This window comes from Pseudomonas mendocina (assembly GCF_003008615.1).
GTDB classification, from domain to species: domain Bacteria; phylum Pseudomonadota; class Gammaproteobacteria; order Pseudomonadales; family Pseudomonadaceae; genus Aquipseudomonas; species Aquipseudomonas mendocina_C.
The window spans coordinates 147,300-164,495 of sequence record NZ_CP027657.1 but is presented as its reverse complement, the minus strand read 5'-3'; the positions used below and the strand labels follow the sequence as shown (position 1 = coordinate 164,495).

The following is a 17,196-nucleotide window of genomic DNA, read 5'->3' as shown; positions in this document are numbered from 1 at the left end:
TCAGCGCTCGACAGTGAGCCCCGTGAGACGCTCCTTGGCGCTGTTTTGGCGCACCCCCGGTTCCCGTACCGGGGGACTTTGCTTTCCGCTGTGCAGAAGTCGGGCCGATTCTGCACCAGACCACCTGTCCAGTGGGGAACCCCATGAAGACCGTACACTGCGTGTCGGCGCTCTGCGCTCTGCTTGTCGCTTTGCCCGTGGCCTTTCCCGTGCAGAGTAACGAACGCTGGTCGATGTCCGTCGAGCAACCTGCGGGCAACTTCATCAGCCGTGTCGCGGTGGACTTCGCCAGAAGCGTGCGGCAGGCCACCCAGGGCCATCTGGACATCCGCGTACATCCCAACTCTGCCCTGTATCGGCGCCTGGATGTGAAGCCAGCGGTGAGCCGTGGCGATATTCAACTCGGCGACCTGTTCATGTCGGCGCTGGGCAACGAAGACCCGATCTACGAACTGGACAGCCTGCCGTTTCTCGCCACCGATTACGAGCAGGCCCGCAAGCTCTGGGCGGTCAGCCGCAGCGCGATCGAACAGCGACTGCTGGCTGACGGTGTGCGTCTGGTCTACGCGGTACCATGGCCGGCACAGAGTCTGTTCAGTGATCGCCCTCTGCAGCATGTTGGCGATCTGCGTGACCTGCGTTTTCGCAGTTACAACCCGACCATTTCGCGCCTGGCGCACCTGCTGCACGCGCAGCCGACGACCATCAATACCGAGGACGTGGCGCAGGCCTTTCGTGATGGCAAGGTCGACGTCATGCTGACCTCCAGCGCCACGGGCATGGATCTGCGCGCCTGGGATTTCGTTTCCCACTTCTACGATGTCAGGGCGTTCATTCCCAAGAACATCGTCATCGTCAACGAACGGGCCTTCCAGCGTTTGCCCGAGGCGCACCGGCAGGCGCTGCTGCATGCCGGCGAGCGCGCCGAGCGGGCCGGCTGGGAGCTTTCCTGGGCGTTGACCGGGTATCAGACACGCATGCTGGCCCGGCGCGGCATTACCGTCGTTCAGGACATTCCGCCGGCGCTGCATCAGGGCCTGACCGAGGTCGGCCAGACTCTGACCAACGAGTGGTTGGCGCGCGCGGGCGAGGATCGCGCACGCATCATCGATGACTATCTCGAGGGCGGCGAACGCTAGAGTCGCAGCAAGCGGTGAGCAAGGCCCGGCCGATGGATATCGGTCGGGCCTTTTCGTTCAGACCAGGCGGAACTGGCTGGCGCTGCGGCCGAGGGCATCGACCTGAGAGGAGAGGCCTTCGGTGTGATGGCCGAGGTTATGCCGCAGATCCTTGCTCTGGCCGGTATGCAGGTTGATGGACTCCATCTTGTCGGCGATGTCCTCGGTGGTGGTGGACACTTCTTCGATCGCCACCACGACCTGATTCATTTCACCGTTGAGGCGCTCCATGGCCTGGGTGATGGAGTCGATGGCGTTGGCCACGTCGCCGGCATGGCGTTCGCTGTCTGCCGCGAGGCCGAGGCCGTTGCTCATCAACTGATGCATGTGCCGGGTCTGCTGCTGGAACTCGCCGACGATGGCGCTGATGTCGGTGGTGGCGGCGACGGTTTTCTGTGCCAGCGAACGCACCTCGTCGGCGACCACCGAGAAGCCACGCCCGGCTTCACCGGCCCGCGCAGCTTCGATGGCGGCGTTGAGCGCGAGCAGGTTGGTCTGGTCGGCCAGGCTGTTGATCACATCGACGATACCGCTCACGCGAGCGCTGCTTTGCCCCAGTGCGTCGACCTGAGCGTGCGTGTCCTGAATCAACTGGGCCAGGCGGCTCATGCTTTCGACACTGGCGGCGATCACCTGGCCGCCGTTGCGGGCAGCATCGTAGGCGCTGCTGGTTGCCGTGCCGACCTCGGCGGTGCGTTGCGCCATGTCGTTGAGCGTGGCGCTGATCTGTTGCGAGGCGGAGGCGGCCTGTTCGGTCTGCATCTCCACCTGCATGCTGTTGTCGCCCAGTTGGCGCATGGCATCACCGAGATGACCATGCAGGCGGCCCAGTTCGCCATTGGCCTTCACCACCTGGGAAACGATGCCACCGATGCCCTGGATCATGCGATTGGCGGCAGCGGCCAACTGGTTGAATTCATCCTTGGGATTGTTGCCCACCGGCAGCTTGCCGGTCAGGTCGCCCGAGGCCACCTGGCTGAGCAGTTGAGTGGCATTGTGCAGACGTGCCACCAGTACGCGCGAGGCCTGCAGCAGGGTGATGGTGAGCAGGCCGGCGACGATGACGAAGCTCAGGCCCATGATCCACTGCGCAGAGCTGCGTGCCTGTTGCGCGTCCATTTCGGTTCGTGCCAGCAAGCCGCCTTCGAGGTTGCGGCTTTGTGCATCGACACTCTCCTGTAACTGCCGGGCAAGTTCGGCGATCTGCCGATTGGCCGCGTTGATGCGTTCGATGCTCTGCTGCGCCTGGTTGAAGGCTGCCGAGAATTTCTGCGCATTCTGCCCGATGGGGGTTTCCTGCCAGTCCAGGTCGGTGATCTTGGTCTGCAGTTCGCCGATGGCGGCCTGGGCGGTTTGGGCGAAGGCGTCATCGAAGGTCGACAGGTAGTCGCGCTGCGCGCTCAGGGCCTCGCTGATGGCGGGCTGGATCAGGCTGATGGTGATGGATTCGAGCTCGCGTGCGCTGTCAGCCAGGACTTTGCGCTGGCCCTCGAAGGGGGTCAGGCCCAGGCCTTGATTGAGGGTCAGCCAGGTGCGTTGTTCGGCCACTTCTCGCTGCAATACCGTCTCGATCTGTTGGGCATCTTCAATCAGGCTGGCGTCATTCAACTGCTTGGCCTGCTCCACGAGTTGTCTGACGAGCGCCTCCAGTTCGGTCAGATGCGCGGTGTAGCTGGCCACGTCGTTGGGGCTCAGTTGCTGTCGCTGCGCGCTTGTACGCCACCACTGGTTCATCAGCTCCGTGGTCGCGCTGGCATAGGCGCCGGCACTGCTGCGCGCCTGCAGCGCATCGCCCAGGCGCTGGTTAGCCCAGAATGAAGCGGCCGCCATCAGCGTCAGACTGATCAAGGTCAGTGCGACGAGCAAACGGAATTTTTGTTGCCAGGACAGTAAAAAGCTCACGATAACGCCTCGCCATCTTCTTCAGGATGATTCTCGGGAATCGGCAAGTTGTCATACAACTTGAAGAAAAGTCTATGGCCGGACTGCCTCCCGAGAAATGAAAAACGGGGCCTAAGAAGGCCCCGTCAGTGCGTCGCTATCACCAGAGTGGCAGTGTGTAGCTGAGAATCAGGCGGTTCTCGTCGAGATCGTTGCCGAAGTTGGAGCGAACTGTGGCGTTACGCCATTTCAGCCCGAGGTTCTTAAGCGGGCCGTTCTGTACCACGTAGGTGATGTCCATGTTGCGTTCCCATTCCTTGCCTTCGCTGCTGCGACCGGCGACCTCGACGTTGTTGCCGGAGATGTAGCGGGTCATGAAGGTCAGGCCGGGGATACCGAGGCTGGCGAAGTTGTAGTCGTAGCGCACCTGCCAGGAACGTTCCTCGGTGTTGGCGAAGTCGTTGATCTGCACGAAGTTGACCAGGAACGGATCGCTGCTGGCGATGTACGGGAACGGGTCGTCACCACTCATGCGCTGGTAGCCGGCACCGAAGGCGTGGCCACCCAGGCTGTAGGTGAACATGGCACCGAAGGCCTTGTTGTCGAGGTCGCGGAAGTTGCCGTCCTTGCGGCTCTGCGAATAGCGCAGGTCGCTCTTGAACGATTGGCCATCGCCCAGCGGCAGTACGTGCACCAGGGTGCCGTAGTACTGTTGGTAGACATCCTCGAGGGTGCCGTAGTGCAGGCCGGCGGTGAGCTGCGGGGTGATCTTGTATTCGCCGCCGCCGAACACGAAGGAGTCGCTGTTGCCGCCGATGCGGTTGCCGGTCATCTCGGTGTAGTCGGTGGAGCTGTTGGCCTTGATGCGGTTGATCTTGCCGCCCTGCAGGGTCAGGTTGTCGATTTCCTGAACGTTCAGCAGTGCACCCTGGAAGGTCTGCGGCAGCAGGCGTGAATCGTTGGCCGAGACGATCGGGCTGCGGAAATGCAGGGCGCCGGCTTTCAGCGTGCTGTTGGAGACCTTCACCTTGGCGGTCAGGCCGAGTTTGGAATATTCGTCCTGCGAACCGCCGGAACGATCCGCCGGGAGCAGGCCGCTACCGGCGGTGCCATCGCCGGAGTCGAGCTTCAGACCGAGCATCCCCAATGCATCGATACCGAAGCCGACGGTACCGTCGGTGTAGCCCGATTCCATACGCAGCAGAAAGCCCTGCGCCCATTCCTCTGCCTTGTCACGGGCGCCGCTCTGGCGGAAATCGCGGTTGAAATAGAAGTTGCGCATCTCGATGCTGGCTTTGCTGTCAGCGATGAAGTCGGCATGCGCGAGGGTTGGCAGGCCGCTGCCGAGCAGCAGGGCGGATGCCAATGGGTAATGGGGTTTCATGGTGCAGTGTCTCCTGTTGGGAGCGCGCAGCCGACGTGGGCGGGCTGCTTGGCAGAGCGCGTTTGGAATGATGTTGTTGTGGTCTGCGCAGAGCGCGGCGCCATTCTTCAAAGCGTTTCAAGATGGCGTCCAACGAGAAAAAACAGGGGCGGGCGATAAGAAAATTCATCAGCCGAATAGAATTTGCCTGGCATGCAACCTGCTACGCCCGACGCCGGGAAACGCAGTTGGCGAGGCCCGTTCTTTCAGCATTTCGAAGAGGCGTCGTGGCATGAACCTGAGATTTCTCGAGACCTTCGTCTGGGTGGCGCGGCTGAAGAGCTTCCGCCTCACCGCGGAGAAGCTTTTCAGCACCCAGGCTTCCATTTCCAGCCGTATCGCTGCGCTCGAGGACGAGCTGGGCACGCGTCTGTTCCTGCGTGATTCCAAGGGCGTTTCCCTCACTCCGGAAGGGCAGAAGGTGCTCGAGTATGCCGAGCGCATGATCGACACCATGCACGCCATGAAGCAATCGATCAGTGATACCGGCAGCATTCAGGGGAGGATTCGCGTGGGGGCGATGGATACCGTCATTCACACCTGGCTGAGTCCGTTCGTAACACGGGTGATGGAGCGCTACCCGGGGGTGGAGATCGAATTGACCGCCGACACCGCGCGCAACCTCAACGAGCAGTTGCTCAAGGGTTATCTGGACATCGTGTTTCAAACCGACATGGTCAACGGCGACAGCGTGCGCAATCTCGAACTGGCCAGTTTTCCGGTGCGCTGGATCGTGCCCACCGGTTCGCTCTACCACCGCTCCTATGCCTCGATGGACGAGCTGGCGCGCGAACGCATCATCACCTTCTCGAAGAACTCACGACCGCATCAGGACATTCTCAACCTGCTGCACATCGGCAACGTCAGTGCGCCGCGCATCAGTTGCGTGAATTCGATTGCGGCCATGACGCGGCTGATCCGCGATGGTTTCGGAGTCGGCGCCTTGCCGCCGGCACTGGTGCGCGACGAACTCAAGCAAGGGCTGCTGACCATTCTCGACGACGTACCCGAACCACCGTCGCTGCCAGTGGTAGCCACCTGGCGCACCGGTGTTGGCCTGGAGCTGAGCGAGGACATCATCTCCCTGGCCTGTGAAGCCCTGGGTGCCTATGTAGAAGAGATGGGGCAGGGAATGATGACCTGCATGGCGCCTCAGTCCGAGCAGAAACTCGCCTGATTTTCCTGCTGTTACCCGCCTTGATGATCGCCCGTTTATGGTGCGCGGAGGCTGCTTTTGCCTCGTTTCGTCTCATAACGATTTTTGATCATGCGCCCCCGGTTTTTCTAGTTGGACAGGGTTGGACGATCTGCCGAGACTCGGTTTCGTCAACACCTTGGCGCCTCGACCAGCGCCCATAACAACGATCAGGAGCATTGCATGAAAAGTACCGCATCAGGTTTTGCACTTTCCGCTCTGGCCGCGTGCCTCATCGGCTTTTCCAGTGTGAGTGCGCAGGCCGCCGAGCGCTGGAACATGAGTGCCGAACAGCCCGACGGCAACTCCATCACCAAGGTTGCCAAGGCCTTCGCCAAGGACGTTACCGACGCCACCAATGGCGAACTACAGATCCGTGTGCACAGCAACTCCGCTCTGTTCAAACGTCCAGAGGTGAAGCGTGCCGTGCAGACCGGGCAGGTTCAGCTCGGCGACGTACTGATGTCGGTTCTGGGCAACGAGGATGCGATTTTCGAAATCGACAGCGTACCGTTCCTCGCGCGCAACTATGACGATGCCAAGAAGCTCTGGGAGGTCAGTCGTCCGGCTGTCGAAGCGCGCCTGGAGAAGCAGGGCGTCAAGTTGCTCTATGCCATGCCCTGGTCGCCACAGAGCATCTTCACCAAGACCCCGATCAATACCATGGCCGATTTCAAGGGCATGAAGTTCCGCGCCTACAACCCGGCCACCTCGCGCATGACCGAGCTGATGGGCGCCGTGCCTACCGTGATCCAGACCGGTGAAGTGCCTCAGGCCTTCAGCACCGGCATGATCAGCGGCATGCTGACCTCGCCGACCACGGGCGTGGATACCCAGGCCTGGGATTTCTCCAAGTACTACTACGACGTCAAGGCGTTCATCCCGAAGAACTTCGTGATCGTCAACGCCCGTGCTTTCGCGCGTCTGCCCGAAGCGTCGCAGCAGGCCGTACTGGCGGCCGCCAAGCGTGCGGAAGAGCAGGGCTGGGCCGCCGCTCAGGCAGAAACCAGTGCACTGGTGGCGACCCTGGCGGAGAACGGCATGGAAGTCAGCGAAAGCGCTCCGAGCGAAGTGGAAGCGGGTTTCGAAAACATTGGTGCGACCATGGCAGCCGAGTGGCTGCAGCGTACCGGGGACGAAGGCAAGGCGATCATCGACGCCTACCGCAATTGATCCAGTGCGGCGCGCTTGCCGCGCCGCCTCCCGGGTGGGTTCGCCAGGGCCCGCCCATCGCTTCCTTCGCGTGCGAGGCATTCGTCTCATGAGTTGGCTACGTAAGTTGTACACCTTGTCCGGCCTGCTGGCCGGTCTGTTTCTGATCCTTATCTGCGTGCTGATCGTGGCGCAGATTCTGGCCCGGCAGTTCGGCACCATGATTCCGTCCACCGACGAGTTCGCTGCCTACTGCATGGCCGCTTCGGGTTTTCTGGCGCTGCCTTATGCGCTGATGCGCGGCGCGCATATTCGTGTCGAACTGCTCTTTCGTCTGCTGCCGCAGCGCAGCCTGTTCGCCGTCGAGGTGTTGGGCAACGTGGTCGGCTTGCTGATCGCCGCCTATCTGGCCTGGTACTGCGCGCTGTTCGTGCTGGAGTCCTACGAGTTCAGGGAAGTCTCTTCCGGTCTGTTGCCGATCCCGATGTGGATACCGCAGATACCGATGGTGCTGGGCACCGTGATCCTGGTGATCGCCATGGCCGAGCGTCTGGTACTGGTGTGCCGTGGGCAGCGCTTCGAAGACCAGACGCCTGGCGTGATGAGCGAGTGAGTGGCGCGTACCCCAATTAGATGTGGCGGCACAGCCGTCTAAAACAACAGTGAGTTCGCCGTGGAATACACAATCATTGCAATCACCCTGCTGGTGGCGCTGTTCGTCCTGCTTGGCGGTGGTGTCTGGGTAGCCCTGTCTCTGCTGGGCGTCGGTATCATCGGCATGGAGCTGTTCGGCGGGGCGCCTGCCGGTTCGATTCTCGCCTCCACCAGTTGGACGGCCAGTGCCAGCTGGACATTGACGGCGCTGCCGCTGTTCATCTGGATGGGTGAAATCCTCTATCGCACCAAGCTCTCGGAAGACATGTTCCGTGGCCTGGCGCCCTGGGTACGTGGTCTGCCGGGGCGGCTGCTGCACGTCAACGTGCTGGGCTGTGGCATCTTCGCCGCGGTCAGTGGCTCCTCTGCCGCGACCACCGCCACCATCGGCCGCATTTCGCTGCCCGAGCTGAAGAGCCGTGGCTATCCGCAAGGCATCGCCATGGGCTCGCTGGCCGGTGCCGGCACCCTGGGGTTGCTGATTCCGCCGTCGATCATGATGATCGTCTATGCCGTCGGCGCTCAGGTATCGGTGTCACGCCTGTTCATCGCCGGCATTCTGCCGGGCCTGTTGCTGCTGGTGATTTTCTCCGGCTACCTGATGATCTGGTCGAAGCTCAATCGCGACCAGCTACCACCGGAAGAGCCGGCATTGCCGCTGCGCGAGAAGCTGCGCCGGGCGCGTTTGCTGATTCCCGTGGTGGCACTGATCGTCGCCGTGATCGGCTCGATCTACACCGGTGTGGCGACCGCTACCGAGGCGGCGGCGCTGGGCGTGGTCGGTGCGTTGTGCATCGCCCTGTACTCGCGTTCGCTGACGGTCGAGACCTTCATGTCCAGCCTGCTCGGTGCGGTGTGCACCTCGTGCATGATTTTCTTCATCCTGCTCGGCGCCGCTTACCTGACCGCCGCGATGAGTTTCACCGGGCTGCCGTCGGCGCTAGCCGACTGGATCATCGCCAAGCAGATGTCGCCCTATGTGCTGCTGGCTGCGCTGCTGGTGTTCTTCATCATCCTCGGCAGTTGCCTGGATGGCATCTCGATCATCCTTCTGGCCACTGCGGTGATCCTGCCGGCCGTGCAGGCTGCAGGTATCGATCTGCTGTGGTTCGGCATCTTCATCATCCTCACCGTGGAGATGGCGCAGATCACGCCGCCGGTTGGCTTCAACCTGTTCGTGATCCAGAACCTCACCGGGCGCGACATGTGGACGGTGGCCAAGGCCAGCTTTCCGTTCTTCCTGTTGCTGGTGCTGACGGCGATTCTCATCACCCTGTTCCCGCAGATCGTCCTGGCACTGCCCGAGGCAATGCGCGGCGCCTGAGTCGCATCCATGCTCCGCCCGCTTTTCGTGGGCGGGGCATGGTTCGTAGAGCGCACCGCTCGGGTGCGCCCTTGACCGAAAATGTCGCAGCCTTGCAAGCGGCTGCGTACCGTCCCTCGTTAAGCTGATCCGCCATATGTGACCGATCGGTCGCCATTCTTCGTTACGGTTCTTGCGCTGCCTGCCGCTGTCATTGGCGCTTCATGGACTAACGTTGAACTAACGCGTGGATGGCGTGATCAAGACCTGCGATTGCCTTCCTGTCGAACCCCACCAGCCAAATGGAGCATAACCATGGCGTTCTTTACGGCGGCCAGCAAAGCCGACTTCCAGCACCAACTGCAAGCGGCCCTGGCTCAGCACGTGAGTGAGCAGGCGTTGCCACAAGTGGCGCTGTTCGCTGAACAATTTTTCGGCATCATCGCGCTCGAGGAGCTGATTCAGCGGCGCCTCTCCGACCTGGTCGGCTGCACCCTGTCAGCCTGGCGCCTGCTGGGCAGCTTCGACCCAGCTGAGCCGCAGGTGCGGGTCTTCAACCCGGATTATGAAAAGCACGGCTGGCAGAGCACCCACACTGCCATCGAGGTGCTGCACCCGGACATCCCGTTCCTGGTCGACTCGGTGCGTATTGAACTCAACCGCCGTGGTTACAGCATTCATACCCTGCAGAACAGCGTGCTCAGCGTGCGCCGTGACAAGAATGGCAACCTGCAGGAATTGCTGGCCAAGGGCAGTACCGGCAAGGGCGTTACCCAGGAATCGCTGATGTTCCTGGAGATCAACCGCTGCGCCAGCAACGCCGACATGAAATCGCTGCACAGCGCGCTGCTGGAGGTGCTGGAAGAGGTGCGCCTGAGCGTGGCTGACTTCCAGCCGATGAAGGCCAAGGCGCTGGAGCTGCTCGGCAAGCTGGACAAGAGCAAGCTGAAGATCGAGGCGGCCGAACTGGAGGAGGTCAAGGTCTTCCTGCAGTGGTTGCGCGACGACCATTTCACCTTCCTCGGCTATGAAGAATTCACCGTGCACGAGGCGGCAGACGGTGGCTATATCGAGTACGACGAAAGCTCGCTGCTGGGCCTGTCCACACGCCTGCGCAAGGGCCTGAGCCGCGCTGACCTGCATATCGAACCCTACGCCCTGAACTACCTGCGCGAGCCAATGCTGCTGTCCTTCGCCAAGGCCGCGCAGCCGAGCCGCGTACATCGTCCGGCCTATCCGGATTTCGTCTCCATCCGCGAGATAGACGCCAAGGGCAAGGTGATCAAGGAGTGCCGTTTCCTCGGCATCTACACCTCCATCGCCTACAGCGAGAGCGTGCGCGAGATTCCCTATATCCGCCGCAAGGTCGCCGAAGTGGAGAAACGCTCCGGCTTCACCGCCCATGGCCACCTGAGCAAGGAGCTGGTCAAGGTGCTGGAGGTGCTGCCGCGCGACGATCTGTTCCAGACGCCGGTGGACGAGCTGTTCAGCACCGCGCTGTCGATCGTGCAGATTCAGGAGCGCAACAAGGTGCGCCTGTTCCTGCGCTTCGACCCCTACGGCCGCTTCGTCTACGCGCTGGCTTACGTGCCACGTGATGTGTATTCCACGGAAACCCGCCTGCGCATCCAGCAGGTGCTGGTCGATCGTCTGCAGGCCAGCGACTGCGAGTTCTGGACTTACTTCTCCGAATCGGTCTTGGCACGCGTGCAGTTCATCCTGCGCGTCGACCCGAAGAACAAGCTCGATATCGATCCGCAGCAGCTCGAGCGTGAGGTGATCCAGGCCTGCCGTTCCTGGACCGATGACTACGCCGCACTGGTCGTCGACAGCCTCGGCGAAGCCAAGGGCACGCGCGTGCTGGGCGACTTCCCGAAAAATTTCCCGGCCGGCTATCGCGAGCGTTTCGCCCCGCATTCGGCGGTGGTGGACATGCAGCATCTGCTCAGGCTGAGCGCCGAGCGGCCGCTGGTGATGAGCTTCTACCAGCCGCTGGCGCAAGGCGACCAGCAACTGCACTGCAAGCTCTACCACGCCGACACGCCGTTGCCGCTGTCCGACGTGCTGCCGATTCTGGAGAACCTCGGCCTGCGCGTACTTGGCGAGTTCCCCTACAAGCTGCGCCGTGCCGACGGCCGCGAGTTCTGGATTCACGACTTCGCCTTCACCTATGCCGAAGGATTGAACGTCGATATCCAGCAACTCAATGACACGCTGCAGGACGCCTTCATCCATATCGTCGGCGGCGACGCCGAGAACGATGCCTTCAACCGCCTGGTGCTGACGGCCGCCATGCCCTGGCGCGACGTGGCGTTGCTGCGGGCCTACGCGCGTTATCTCAAGCAGATTCGCCTGGGCTTCGACCTGAGCTACATCGCCGCGACCCTGATCAACCATGCCGATATCGCCAAGGAGCTGGTGCGCCTGTTCAAGACGCGCTTCTACCTGGCGCGCAAACTCAGTGCCGAGGATCTGGAAGACAAGCAGCAGAAGCTCGAGCAGGCCATCCTCGGTGAACTGGACAACGTCGCGGTGCTCAACGAAGACCGCATCCTGCGCCGTTACCTGGATCTGATCAAAGCCACCTTGCGTACCAACTTCTACCAGTTGGGCGAGGGCGGTCAGGCTAAAGGCTACTTCAGCTTCAAACTCAGCCCACGCCTGATCCCGGACATTCCGCGTCCGGTGCCGAAGTTCGAAATCTTCGTCTACAGCCCACGTGTCGAGGGCGTGCACCTGCGCTTCGGTGATGTCGCCCGTGGCGGCCTGCGTTGGTCCGACCGCGAGGAGGACTTCCGTACCGAGGTGCTCGGCTTGGTCAAGGCGCAGCAGGTGAAGAACGCGGTGATCGTGCCGATGGGCGCCAAGGGCGGCTTCGTGCCGCGCAGGATGCCGGTCGGTGGCTCGCGCGACGAGGTGATGGCCGAGGGTATCGCCTGCTACCGCATCTTCATTTCCGGCCTGCTCGACATCACCGACAACCTCAAGGAAGGCGAAGTGGTGCCGCCGCAGAACGTGGTGCGCCATGATGCCGACGACCCCTACCTGGTCGTTGCGGCGGACAAGGGCACCGCGACTTTCTCCGATATCGCCAACGGCATCGCTGCCGAATATGGCTTCTGGCTGGGCGACGCCTTCGCTTCTGGCGGCTCGGCTGGCTACGACCACAAGGGCATGGGCATCACCGCCAAGGGCGGCTGGGTTTCGGTGCAGCGTCACTTCCGCGAGCGCGGCATCGACGTGCAGAAGGACAACGTCACCGTGATCGGTATCGGCGACATGGCCGGCGATGTGTTCGGCAATGGCCTGCTGCTGTCGCAAAGCCTGCAACTGGTGGCGGCCTTCAACCACATGCACATCTTCATCGACCCCAATCCGGACGCGGCCAAGAGCTTCGTCGAGCGCAAGCGTCTATTCGAGCTGCCGCGTTCGAGCTGGGCCGATTACGACGCCAAGCTGATCTCCGAGGGTGGCGGCATCTTCCTGCGCAGTGCCAAGAGCATCACCATCAGCCCGCAGATGAAGGAGCGTTTCGACATCGCCGCCGACAAGCTGGCACCGACCGAGCTGCTCAATGCATTGCTCAAGGCACCGGTGGATCTGCTGTGGAACGGCGGTATCGGCACCTACGTGAAATCCAGCAAGGAAAGCCACGGCGATGTCGGCGACAAGGCCAACGACGCGTTGCGCGTGGATGGCTGCGAGCTGCGCGCCAAGGTGGTGGGCGAGGGCGGCAACCTGGGCATGACCCAGCTTGGCCGTGTCGAATTCGGCTTGAATGGCGGCGCCAGCAACACCGACTTCATCGACAACGCCGGTGGCGTGGACTGCTCCGACCATGAGGTGAACATCAAGATCCTGCTCGGCGAGATCGTCGCCGCCGGCGACATGACCGAGAAGCAGCGCAACAAGCTCTTGGCCGAGATGACCAATGACGTCTCCGAGCTGGTGCTGGGCAACAACTACAAGCAGACTCAGGCGCTGTCGCTGGCCGAACGTCGCGCTCGCGAGCGCATCGGCGAGTACAAGCGCCTGATGAACGCGCTGGAGGGCGCTGGCAAGCTCGATCGTGCCCTGGAGTTCCTGCCGACCGACGAGGCACTCAACGAGCGTGCCTCCAGCGGTCGCGGCCTGACCCGTCCGGAACTGTCGGTGCTGATCTCCTACAGCAAGATCGACCTCAAGGAGTCGCTGCTCAAATCCCTGGTGCCGGATGACGACTACCTGGCTCGCGAAATGGAAACCGCGTTCCCGGCGATCCTCACCGAGAAATTCGGTGACGCCATGCGCCGTCACCGCCTCAAGCGCGAGATCGTCAGCACGCAGATCGCCAACGACCTGGTCAACCACATGGGCATCACCTTCGTGCAGCGCCTGAAGGAGTCCACTGGCATGAGCGCGGCCAACGTCGCGGGTGCCTACGTGATCGTGCGCGACCTGTTCCGCCTGCCGCACTGGTGGGCACAGATCGAGGCGCTGGACTACAAGGTGCCGGCCGAGCTGCAACTGCAGTTGATGGATGAGCTGATGCGTCTGGGCCGTCGCGCCACGCGCTGGTTCCTGCGCAGCCGCCGCAACGAGCTGGATGCCGCGCGCGACGTGGCGCATTTCGCGCCGCGCATCGAGGCGCTGGTCGGTCGCCTGGACGAACTGCTCGAAGGTCCGGCGCGCGAGCAGTGGCTGGCGCGCTATCAGGGCTTCGTCGAAGCGGGTGCACCGGAGGAGCTGGCCCGCGTGGTCGCTGGCACCACACACCTCTACACGCTGTTGCCGATCATCGAGGCGGCGGACGTCACCGGCAAGGATGCCAGCGAAGTGGCCACGGCCTACTTCGCCGTGGGTGGCGCGCTGGATCTGTCCTGGTATCTGCAGCAGATCACTGGCCTGGCGGTGGAAAGCAACTGGCAGGCGCTGGCCCGCGAAGCCTTCCGTGATGATCTGGACTGGCAGCAACGGGCGATTACCGTATCGGTGCTGCAGATGGCCGATGGCCCGCAGGAGATCGAAGCGCGTATGGCCCTGTGGCTGGAGCAGCATCAGCGCCTGGTGGATCGCTGGAAGGCGATGCTCACCGAGTTGCGTGCGGCGACTGGCAGCGACTATGCCATGTACGCGGTGGCCAACCGCGAGCTGATGGATCTGGCGCAGAGCGCCTGATCTGCGGCTGAAACGAGAAAGCCCCGCCAAGTGCGGGGCTTCTTCGTTTCAGTCGGGTGAGGCTGTCATCGGTGCGCATGGCGCACCCTACGGGCGATACACGCGATGCGGTGTGTCGTAGGGTGCGCCGTGCGCACCGTCATCGCCTCGGTTAGCGCAGCATCTGCTCGACCAGGCGTTTCTCTTCGGTCAGCTCACGCTGACGTGCATCGATGCGTGAAGCCAACTGGAAGTTGTTGCTGGCGCGGCGCTTGGCGAAATCGAGCTGTTCGATGGCCTGGTTGTAGTCACCGACCAGAGCGAAGTATTCAGCACGCGCCTGGTGCAGGCCTATGGTGTTGCCGCTCAGGCCGCGAACCTCGGCGACCTGATACCAGACATCGGGATCCTTGGGGCGGGTCTTGAGCAGTTCGTCCAACGCACGCTCGGCGTCGCGCACGCGCTGCTGCTTGAGCAACAGATCGATGTGCGTCTGTTGCAGCGGGTAGTTGTTGGGATACAGGGTGAACAGGCGCTGCTGGCGGCGTTCGGTGGCGTCCAGGCGGTTGGCGGCCATATCGATTTCGATCTGCGCCAGGTTGTAGACGATATCGTCCGGCGCCTTGCTCAGCAGCGGCGCCAGAGTCTGCCCGGCTTCGGCGAGCTGGCCGGATTTCATCTGCGCCAGTACCAGGCCGTAGCGCGCAGCGTCCAGATTGGGATTCTCGTCGAGCATGGCACGAAAGCGCTTGGCCGCGACGCCTGGTGTCTCTTCATAGGTCAGTTGCACACGGGCGCGCATCAACTGGTAACGCAGGCTGTCCTCTCGACCTGCCGCCGGGTATTGCTCGGCGCGGTTGCGGGTATCGGCGATACGCGATTCGGACACCGGGTGAGTCAGTAGGAATTCCGGCGGCCGTGCGTCGTAACGGTACTGGCGCATCAGGCGTTCGAACATCAGCGGCATGGCGCGTGGGTCGTAGCCGGCCTTTTCCAGGTTGACCAGGCCGATACGGTCGGCCTCCTGCTCGTTCTGCCGGGAGAAACGCCGTTGCTCCTGAATCGCAGCGGCCTGGGTGGACATGATCGCCGCTATACCGGCATCGCCTGCACCAGCGGCGGCAGCGACGATACCGGCGAGCATGGCTGCCATGATCGGCAATTGCATGCGTTGCTGGGCCTCGACGCCACGGGCGAAGTGACGCTGCGACAAGTGCGCCAGTTCGTGCGCCATCACCGAGGCGTACTCGGCCTCGGTCTGGGCATAGAGGAACAGGCCACCGTTGACCCCGACGATCCCGCCGGGGGCGGCGAAGGCGTTCAGTTGCGGGCTGTTGAGCAGAACGAATTCCAGGCGACGGTCCTGCAACTGACTGGTTTCCGACAGGCGATAAACGCTGGTCTCGACGAAGCCCTTGAGCTGCGGGTCGTCCAGTTGCGACACCTGACCACGCAATAGGCCGAGCCAGGCGCGGCCGAGCTGGTGTTCCTGCTGCGGCGAGACGATCGAGGAACTGGCATCGCCCAGCGACGGAAGATCACTGGCGCCGGTATGCGCGGCAAACAGGCAGGCGAGCGTCAACAGGGTAGGGCGCAGAAAAGTCATGCACTCAAAGCTCTTAGGCGGCAAAGGCGTTACTGTAGCCGGCCAGCCACTGCGCTGGCCAGGGTTGTAAGGGCTTGGGTATCCTAGCCGCTTTCATGGAGTAAACGATGACAGACGTACCGGCCTTCGATGCCGAACTGGACGCCTGCGGGCTCAACTGCCCGCTGCCCTTGCTCAAGGCCAAGCTCGAACTCAATCGCCTGGCCAGCGGCGCAGTGCTCAAGGTGAGCGCCACCGACGCCGGCTCGCAGCGCGATTTTCGGGCCTTTGCCAGCCTGGCCGGGCATGCCCTGCTGCATGAAGAAGTCGAGGCTGGCGTCTACCGTTATTGGCTACGCAAGGCATGATTGCTTGTAGCAGCCTGCAACACATCCCGCCGTCGTAGCGCTCATGTCTCATGCGCAAGGCGCATGAGAGCGCCGGTATTTTCCGGCATCAAGGAATTTCCGATGGTCAAGGTTCTACGTGATTGGGTGCATCGCTATTTCTCCGACGAGCAGGCGGTGGTGCTGGCCGTGTTGCTGGTGCTCGGCTTCGGCATAGTGTTGACCCTGGGCGGCATGCTCGCTCCGGTGCTGACTGGCATGGTGCTGGCCTTTCTGATGCAGGGGCTGGTCAATGGCCTGGAACGCTTGAAAGTGCCGCAGGTGTTGGCTGTGTGGATCGTCTTCACCTTGTTCATGGGTGGGTTGGCGGTTTTCCTGCTTGTGCTGATGCCGCTGCTCTGGCAACAGCTAAGCACCCTGTTCAACGAGCTGCCACGCATGGCGGCGGAATGGCAGTCAATGTTCCTGCTGCTGCCGGAGCGTTACCCGAACCTGATCACCGATGCGCAGATCGTCCAGCTGATGGACAGCATGCGCGGCGAGACGGGCAAGATGGGCCAGTGGGCGCTGTCGTTCTCGCTGTCCAGCCTGCCAATGCTGATGAGCCTGATGATCTACCTGGTGCTGGTGCCGATCCTGGTGTTCTTCTTTCTCAAGGATCGCGAGCTGATCGGCCAGTGGTTTCGCGGTTACCTGCCGCGTGAAAGGGCGCTGATCACCCAGGTGGCGCAAGAGATGAACGAGCAGATCGCCAACTACATTCGTGGCAAGTTCATCGAGATCGTCGTCTGTGGCGTGGCGACCTACATCGCCTTTGCCTACCTGGGCCTCAACTACGCCGCGCTATTGGCGTTGCTGGTCGGCCTGTCGGTGGTGGTGCCGTATATCGGCGCAGTGGTGGTGACGGTACCGGTGGCGTTGATCGCGCTGTTCCAGTGGGGCTGGAGCGACCAGTTCATCTACCTGATGGTGGTCTACGGCATCATCCAGGCACTGGATGGCAACGTGCTGGTGCCGTTGCTGTTCTCCGAGGCCGTCAACCTGCATCCAGTGGCAATCATCTGTGCCGTGCTGCTGTTCGGTGGGTTGTGGGGTTTCTGGGGCATCTTCTTCGCCATTCCCCTGGCGACGTTGTTCAAGGCAGTGCTCAATGCCTGGCCGCGAATCGAGCCAGAGCCTGTACAAGCCTGACTGGGGAGGGTAGGTGCGGCTTCAGCCGCGAAGAGCGCAGAACGCCTGTTGTCTGCCAATGAAAAAGGCCGCAAATGCGGCCTTTTTCAGTTTTCAGGGGTATCCAGCGATGCCGTAGGGTGCGCCGTGCGCACCGACAAAACGCCATCAC

At 62.3% G+C, this 17,196-nt stretch carries 11 protein-coding genes; 8 read left to right on the top strand and 3 right to left on the bottom strand.

The genetic code is table 11. The annotated features are described in order from the left end of the window. The first annotated feature begins 143 nt into the window (after positions 1-143). On the top strand, positions 144-1,139 hold the full coding sequence (locus C7A17_RS00850) for a TRAP transporter substrate-binding protein (protein WP_199796382.1): 996 nt from the start codon (positions 144-146) through the stop codon (positions 1,137-1,139). Between the two features lie 57 nt (positions 1,140-1,196). On the opposite strand, the gene C7A17_RS00845 is transcribed toward C7A17_RS00850, so the two are convergent. Both C7A17_RS00845 and C7A17_RS00840 read right to left on the bottom strand, forming a co-directional pair. Then, entirely contained in the window at positions 1,197-3,080 is a 1,884-nt protein-coding gene (locus C7A17_RS00845; RefSeq protein ID WP_106736227.1) for a methyl-accepting chemotaxis protein, read from the bottom strand. Between the two features lie 139 nt (positions 3,081-3,219). Next, positions 3,220-4,443, bottom strand: coding sequence for an OprD family porin (locus C7A17_RS00840; protein ID WP_106736226.1), 1,224 nt, complete (start codon positions 4,441-4,443; stop codon positions 3,220-3,222). Between the two features lie 271 nt (positions 4,444-4,714). Here C7A17_RS00840 and C7A17_RS00835 point away from each other — a divergent pair, with 271 nt between their 5' ends. The 5 genes from C7A17_RS00835 to C7A17_RS00815 all read left to right on the top strand — a co-directional run bounded on the left by C7A17_RS00835 (position 4,715) and on the right by C7A17_RS00815 (position 13,943). Further along, complete coding sequence (locus C7A17_RS00835) at positions 4,715-5,659, top strand: LysR family transcriptional regulator (RefSeq protein ID WP_106736225.1); 945 nt, start codon at positions 4,715-4,717, stop codon at positions 5,657-5,659. A gap of 201 nt (positions 5,660-5,860) precedes the next feature. Beyond that, positions 5,861-6,850, top strand: a complete 990-nt coding sequence (locus C7A17_RS00830) for a TRAP transporter substrate-binding protein (RefSeq protein ID WP_106736224.1) — start codon at positions 5,861-5,863, stop codon at positions 6,848-6,850. Between the two features lie 88 nt (positions 6,851-6,938). Then, positions 6,939-7,442, top strand: a complete 504-nt coding sequence (locus C7A17_RS00825; protein ID WP_106736223.1) for a TRAP transporter small permease — start codon at positions 6,939-6,941, stop codon at positions 7,440-7,442. 60 nt (positions 7,443-7,502) lie between these two features. Next, positions 7,503-8,807, top strand: coding sequence for a TRAP transporter large permease (locus tag C7A17_RS00820; RefSeq protein ID WP_106736222.1), 1,305 nt, complete (start codon positions 7,503-7,505; stop codon positions 8,805-8,807). Between the two features lie 294 nt (positions 8,808-9,101). Then, the gene (locus C7A17_RS00815; RefSeq protein WP_106736221.1) at positions 9,102-13,943 is read left to right on the top strand and encodes an NAD-glutamate dehydrogenase; all 4,842 of its coding nucleotides are present in this window, start codon (positions 9,102-9,104) and stop codon (positions 13,941-13,943) included. Positions 13,944-14,094: 151 nt separating this feature from the next. On the opposite strand, the gene C7A17_RS00810 is transcribed toward C7A17_RS00815, so the two are convergent. Further along, positions 14,095-15,528 carry a M48 family metalloprotease gene (locus C7A17_RS00810; RefSeq protein ID WP_106736220.1) on the bottom strand — a complete coding sequence of 478 codons (1,434 nt, stop codon included), beginning with the start codon at positions 15,526-15,528 and terminating at the stop codon, positions 14,095-14,097. Positions 15,529-15,635: 107 nt separating this feature from the next. Here C7A17_RS00810 and C7A17_RS00805 point away from each other — a divergent pair, with 107 nt between their 5' ends. Beyond that, entirely contained in the window at positions 15,636-15,875 is a 240-nt protein-coding gene (locus tag C7A17_RS00805; RefSeq protein ID WP_106736219.1) for a sulfurtransferase TusA family protein, read from the top strand. Between the two features lie 102 nt (positions 15,876-15,977). Beyond that, positions 15,978-17,045, top strand: coding sequence for an AI-2E family transporter (locus C7A17_RS00800; protein ID WP_106736218.1), 1,068 nt, complete (start codon positions 15,978-15,980; stop codon positions 17,043-17,045). Positions 17,046-17,196: the final 151 nt, after the last annotated feature.

Bases quoted from the DNA above. Each gene is read 5' to 3' on its own strand.
- C7A17_RS00850 (WP_199796382.1), top strand. From the start codon at position 144: ATGAAGACCGTACACTGCGTGTCGGCGCTCTGCGCTCTGCTTGTCGCT.
- C7A17_RS00840 (WP_106736226.1), bottom strand. From the start codon at position 4,443: ATGAAACCCCATTACCCATTGGCATCCGCCCTGCTGCTCGGCAGCGGC.
- C7A17_RS00835 (WP_106736225.1), top strand. From the start codon at position 4,715: ATGAACCTGAGATTTCTCGAGACCTTCGTCTGGGTGGCGCGGCTGAAG.
- C7A17_RS00830 (WP_106736224.1), top strand. From the start codon at position 5,861: ATGAAAAGTACCGCATCAGGTTTTGCACTTTCCGCTCTGGCCGCGTGC.
- C7A17_RS00825 (WP_106736223.1), top strand. From the start codon at position 6,939: ATGAGTTGGCTACGTAAGTTGTACACCTTGTCCGGCCTGCTGGCCGGT.
- C7A17_RS00815 (WP_106736221.1), top strand. From the start codon at position 9,102: ATGGCGTTCTTTACGGCGGCCAGCAAAGCCGACTTCCAGCACCAACTG.
- C7A17_RS00810 (WP_106736220.1), bottom strand. From the start codon at position 15,528: ATGACTTTTCTGCGCCCTACCCTGTTGACGCTCGCCTGCCTGTTTGCC.
- C7A17_RS00805 (WP_106736219.1), top strand. From the start codon at position 15,636: ATGACAGACGTACCGGCCTTCGATGCCGAACTGGACGCCTGCGGGCTC.
- C7A17_RS00800 (WP_106736218.1), top strand. From the start codon at position 15,978: ATGGTCAAGGTTCTACGTGATTGGGTGCATCGCTATTTCTCCGACGAG.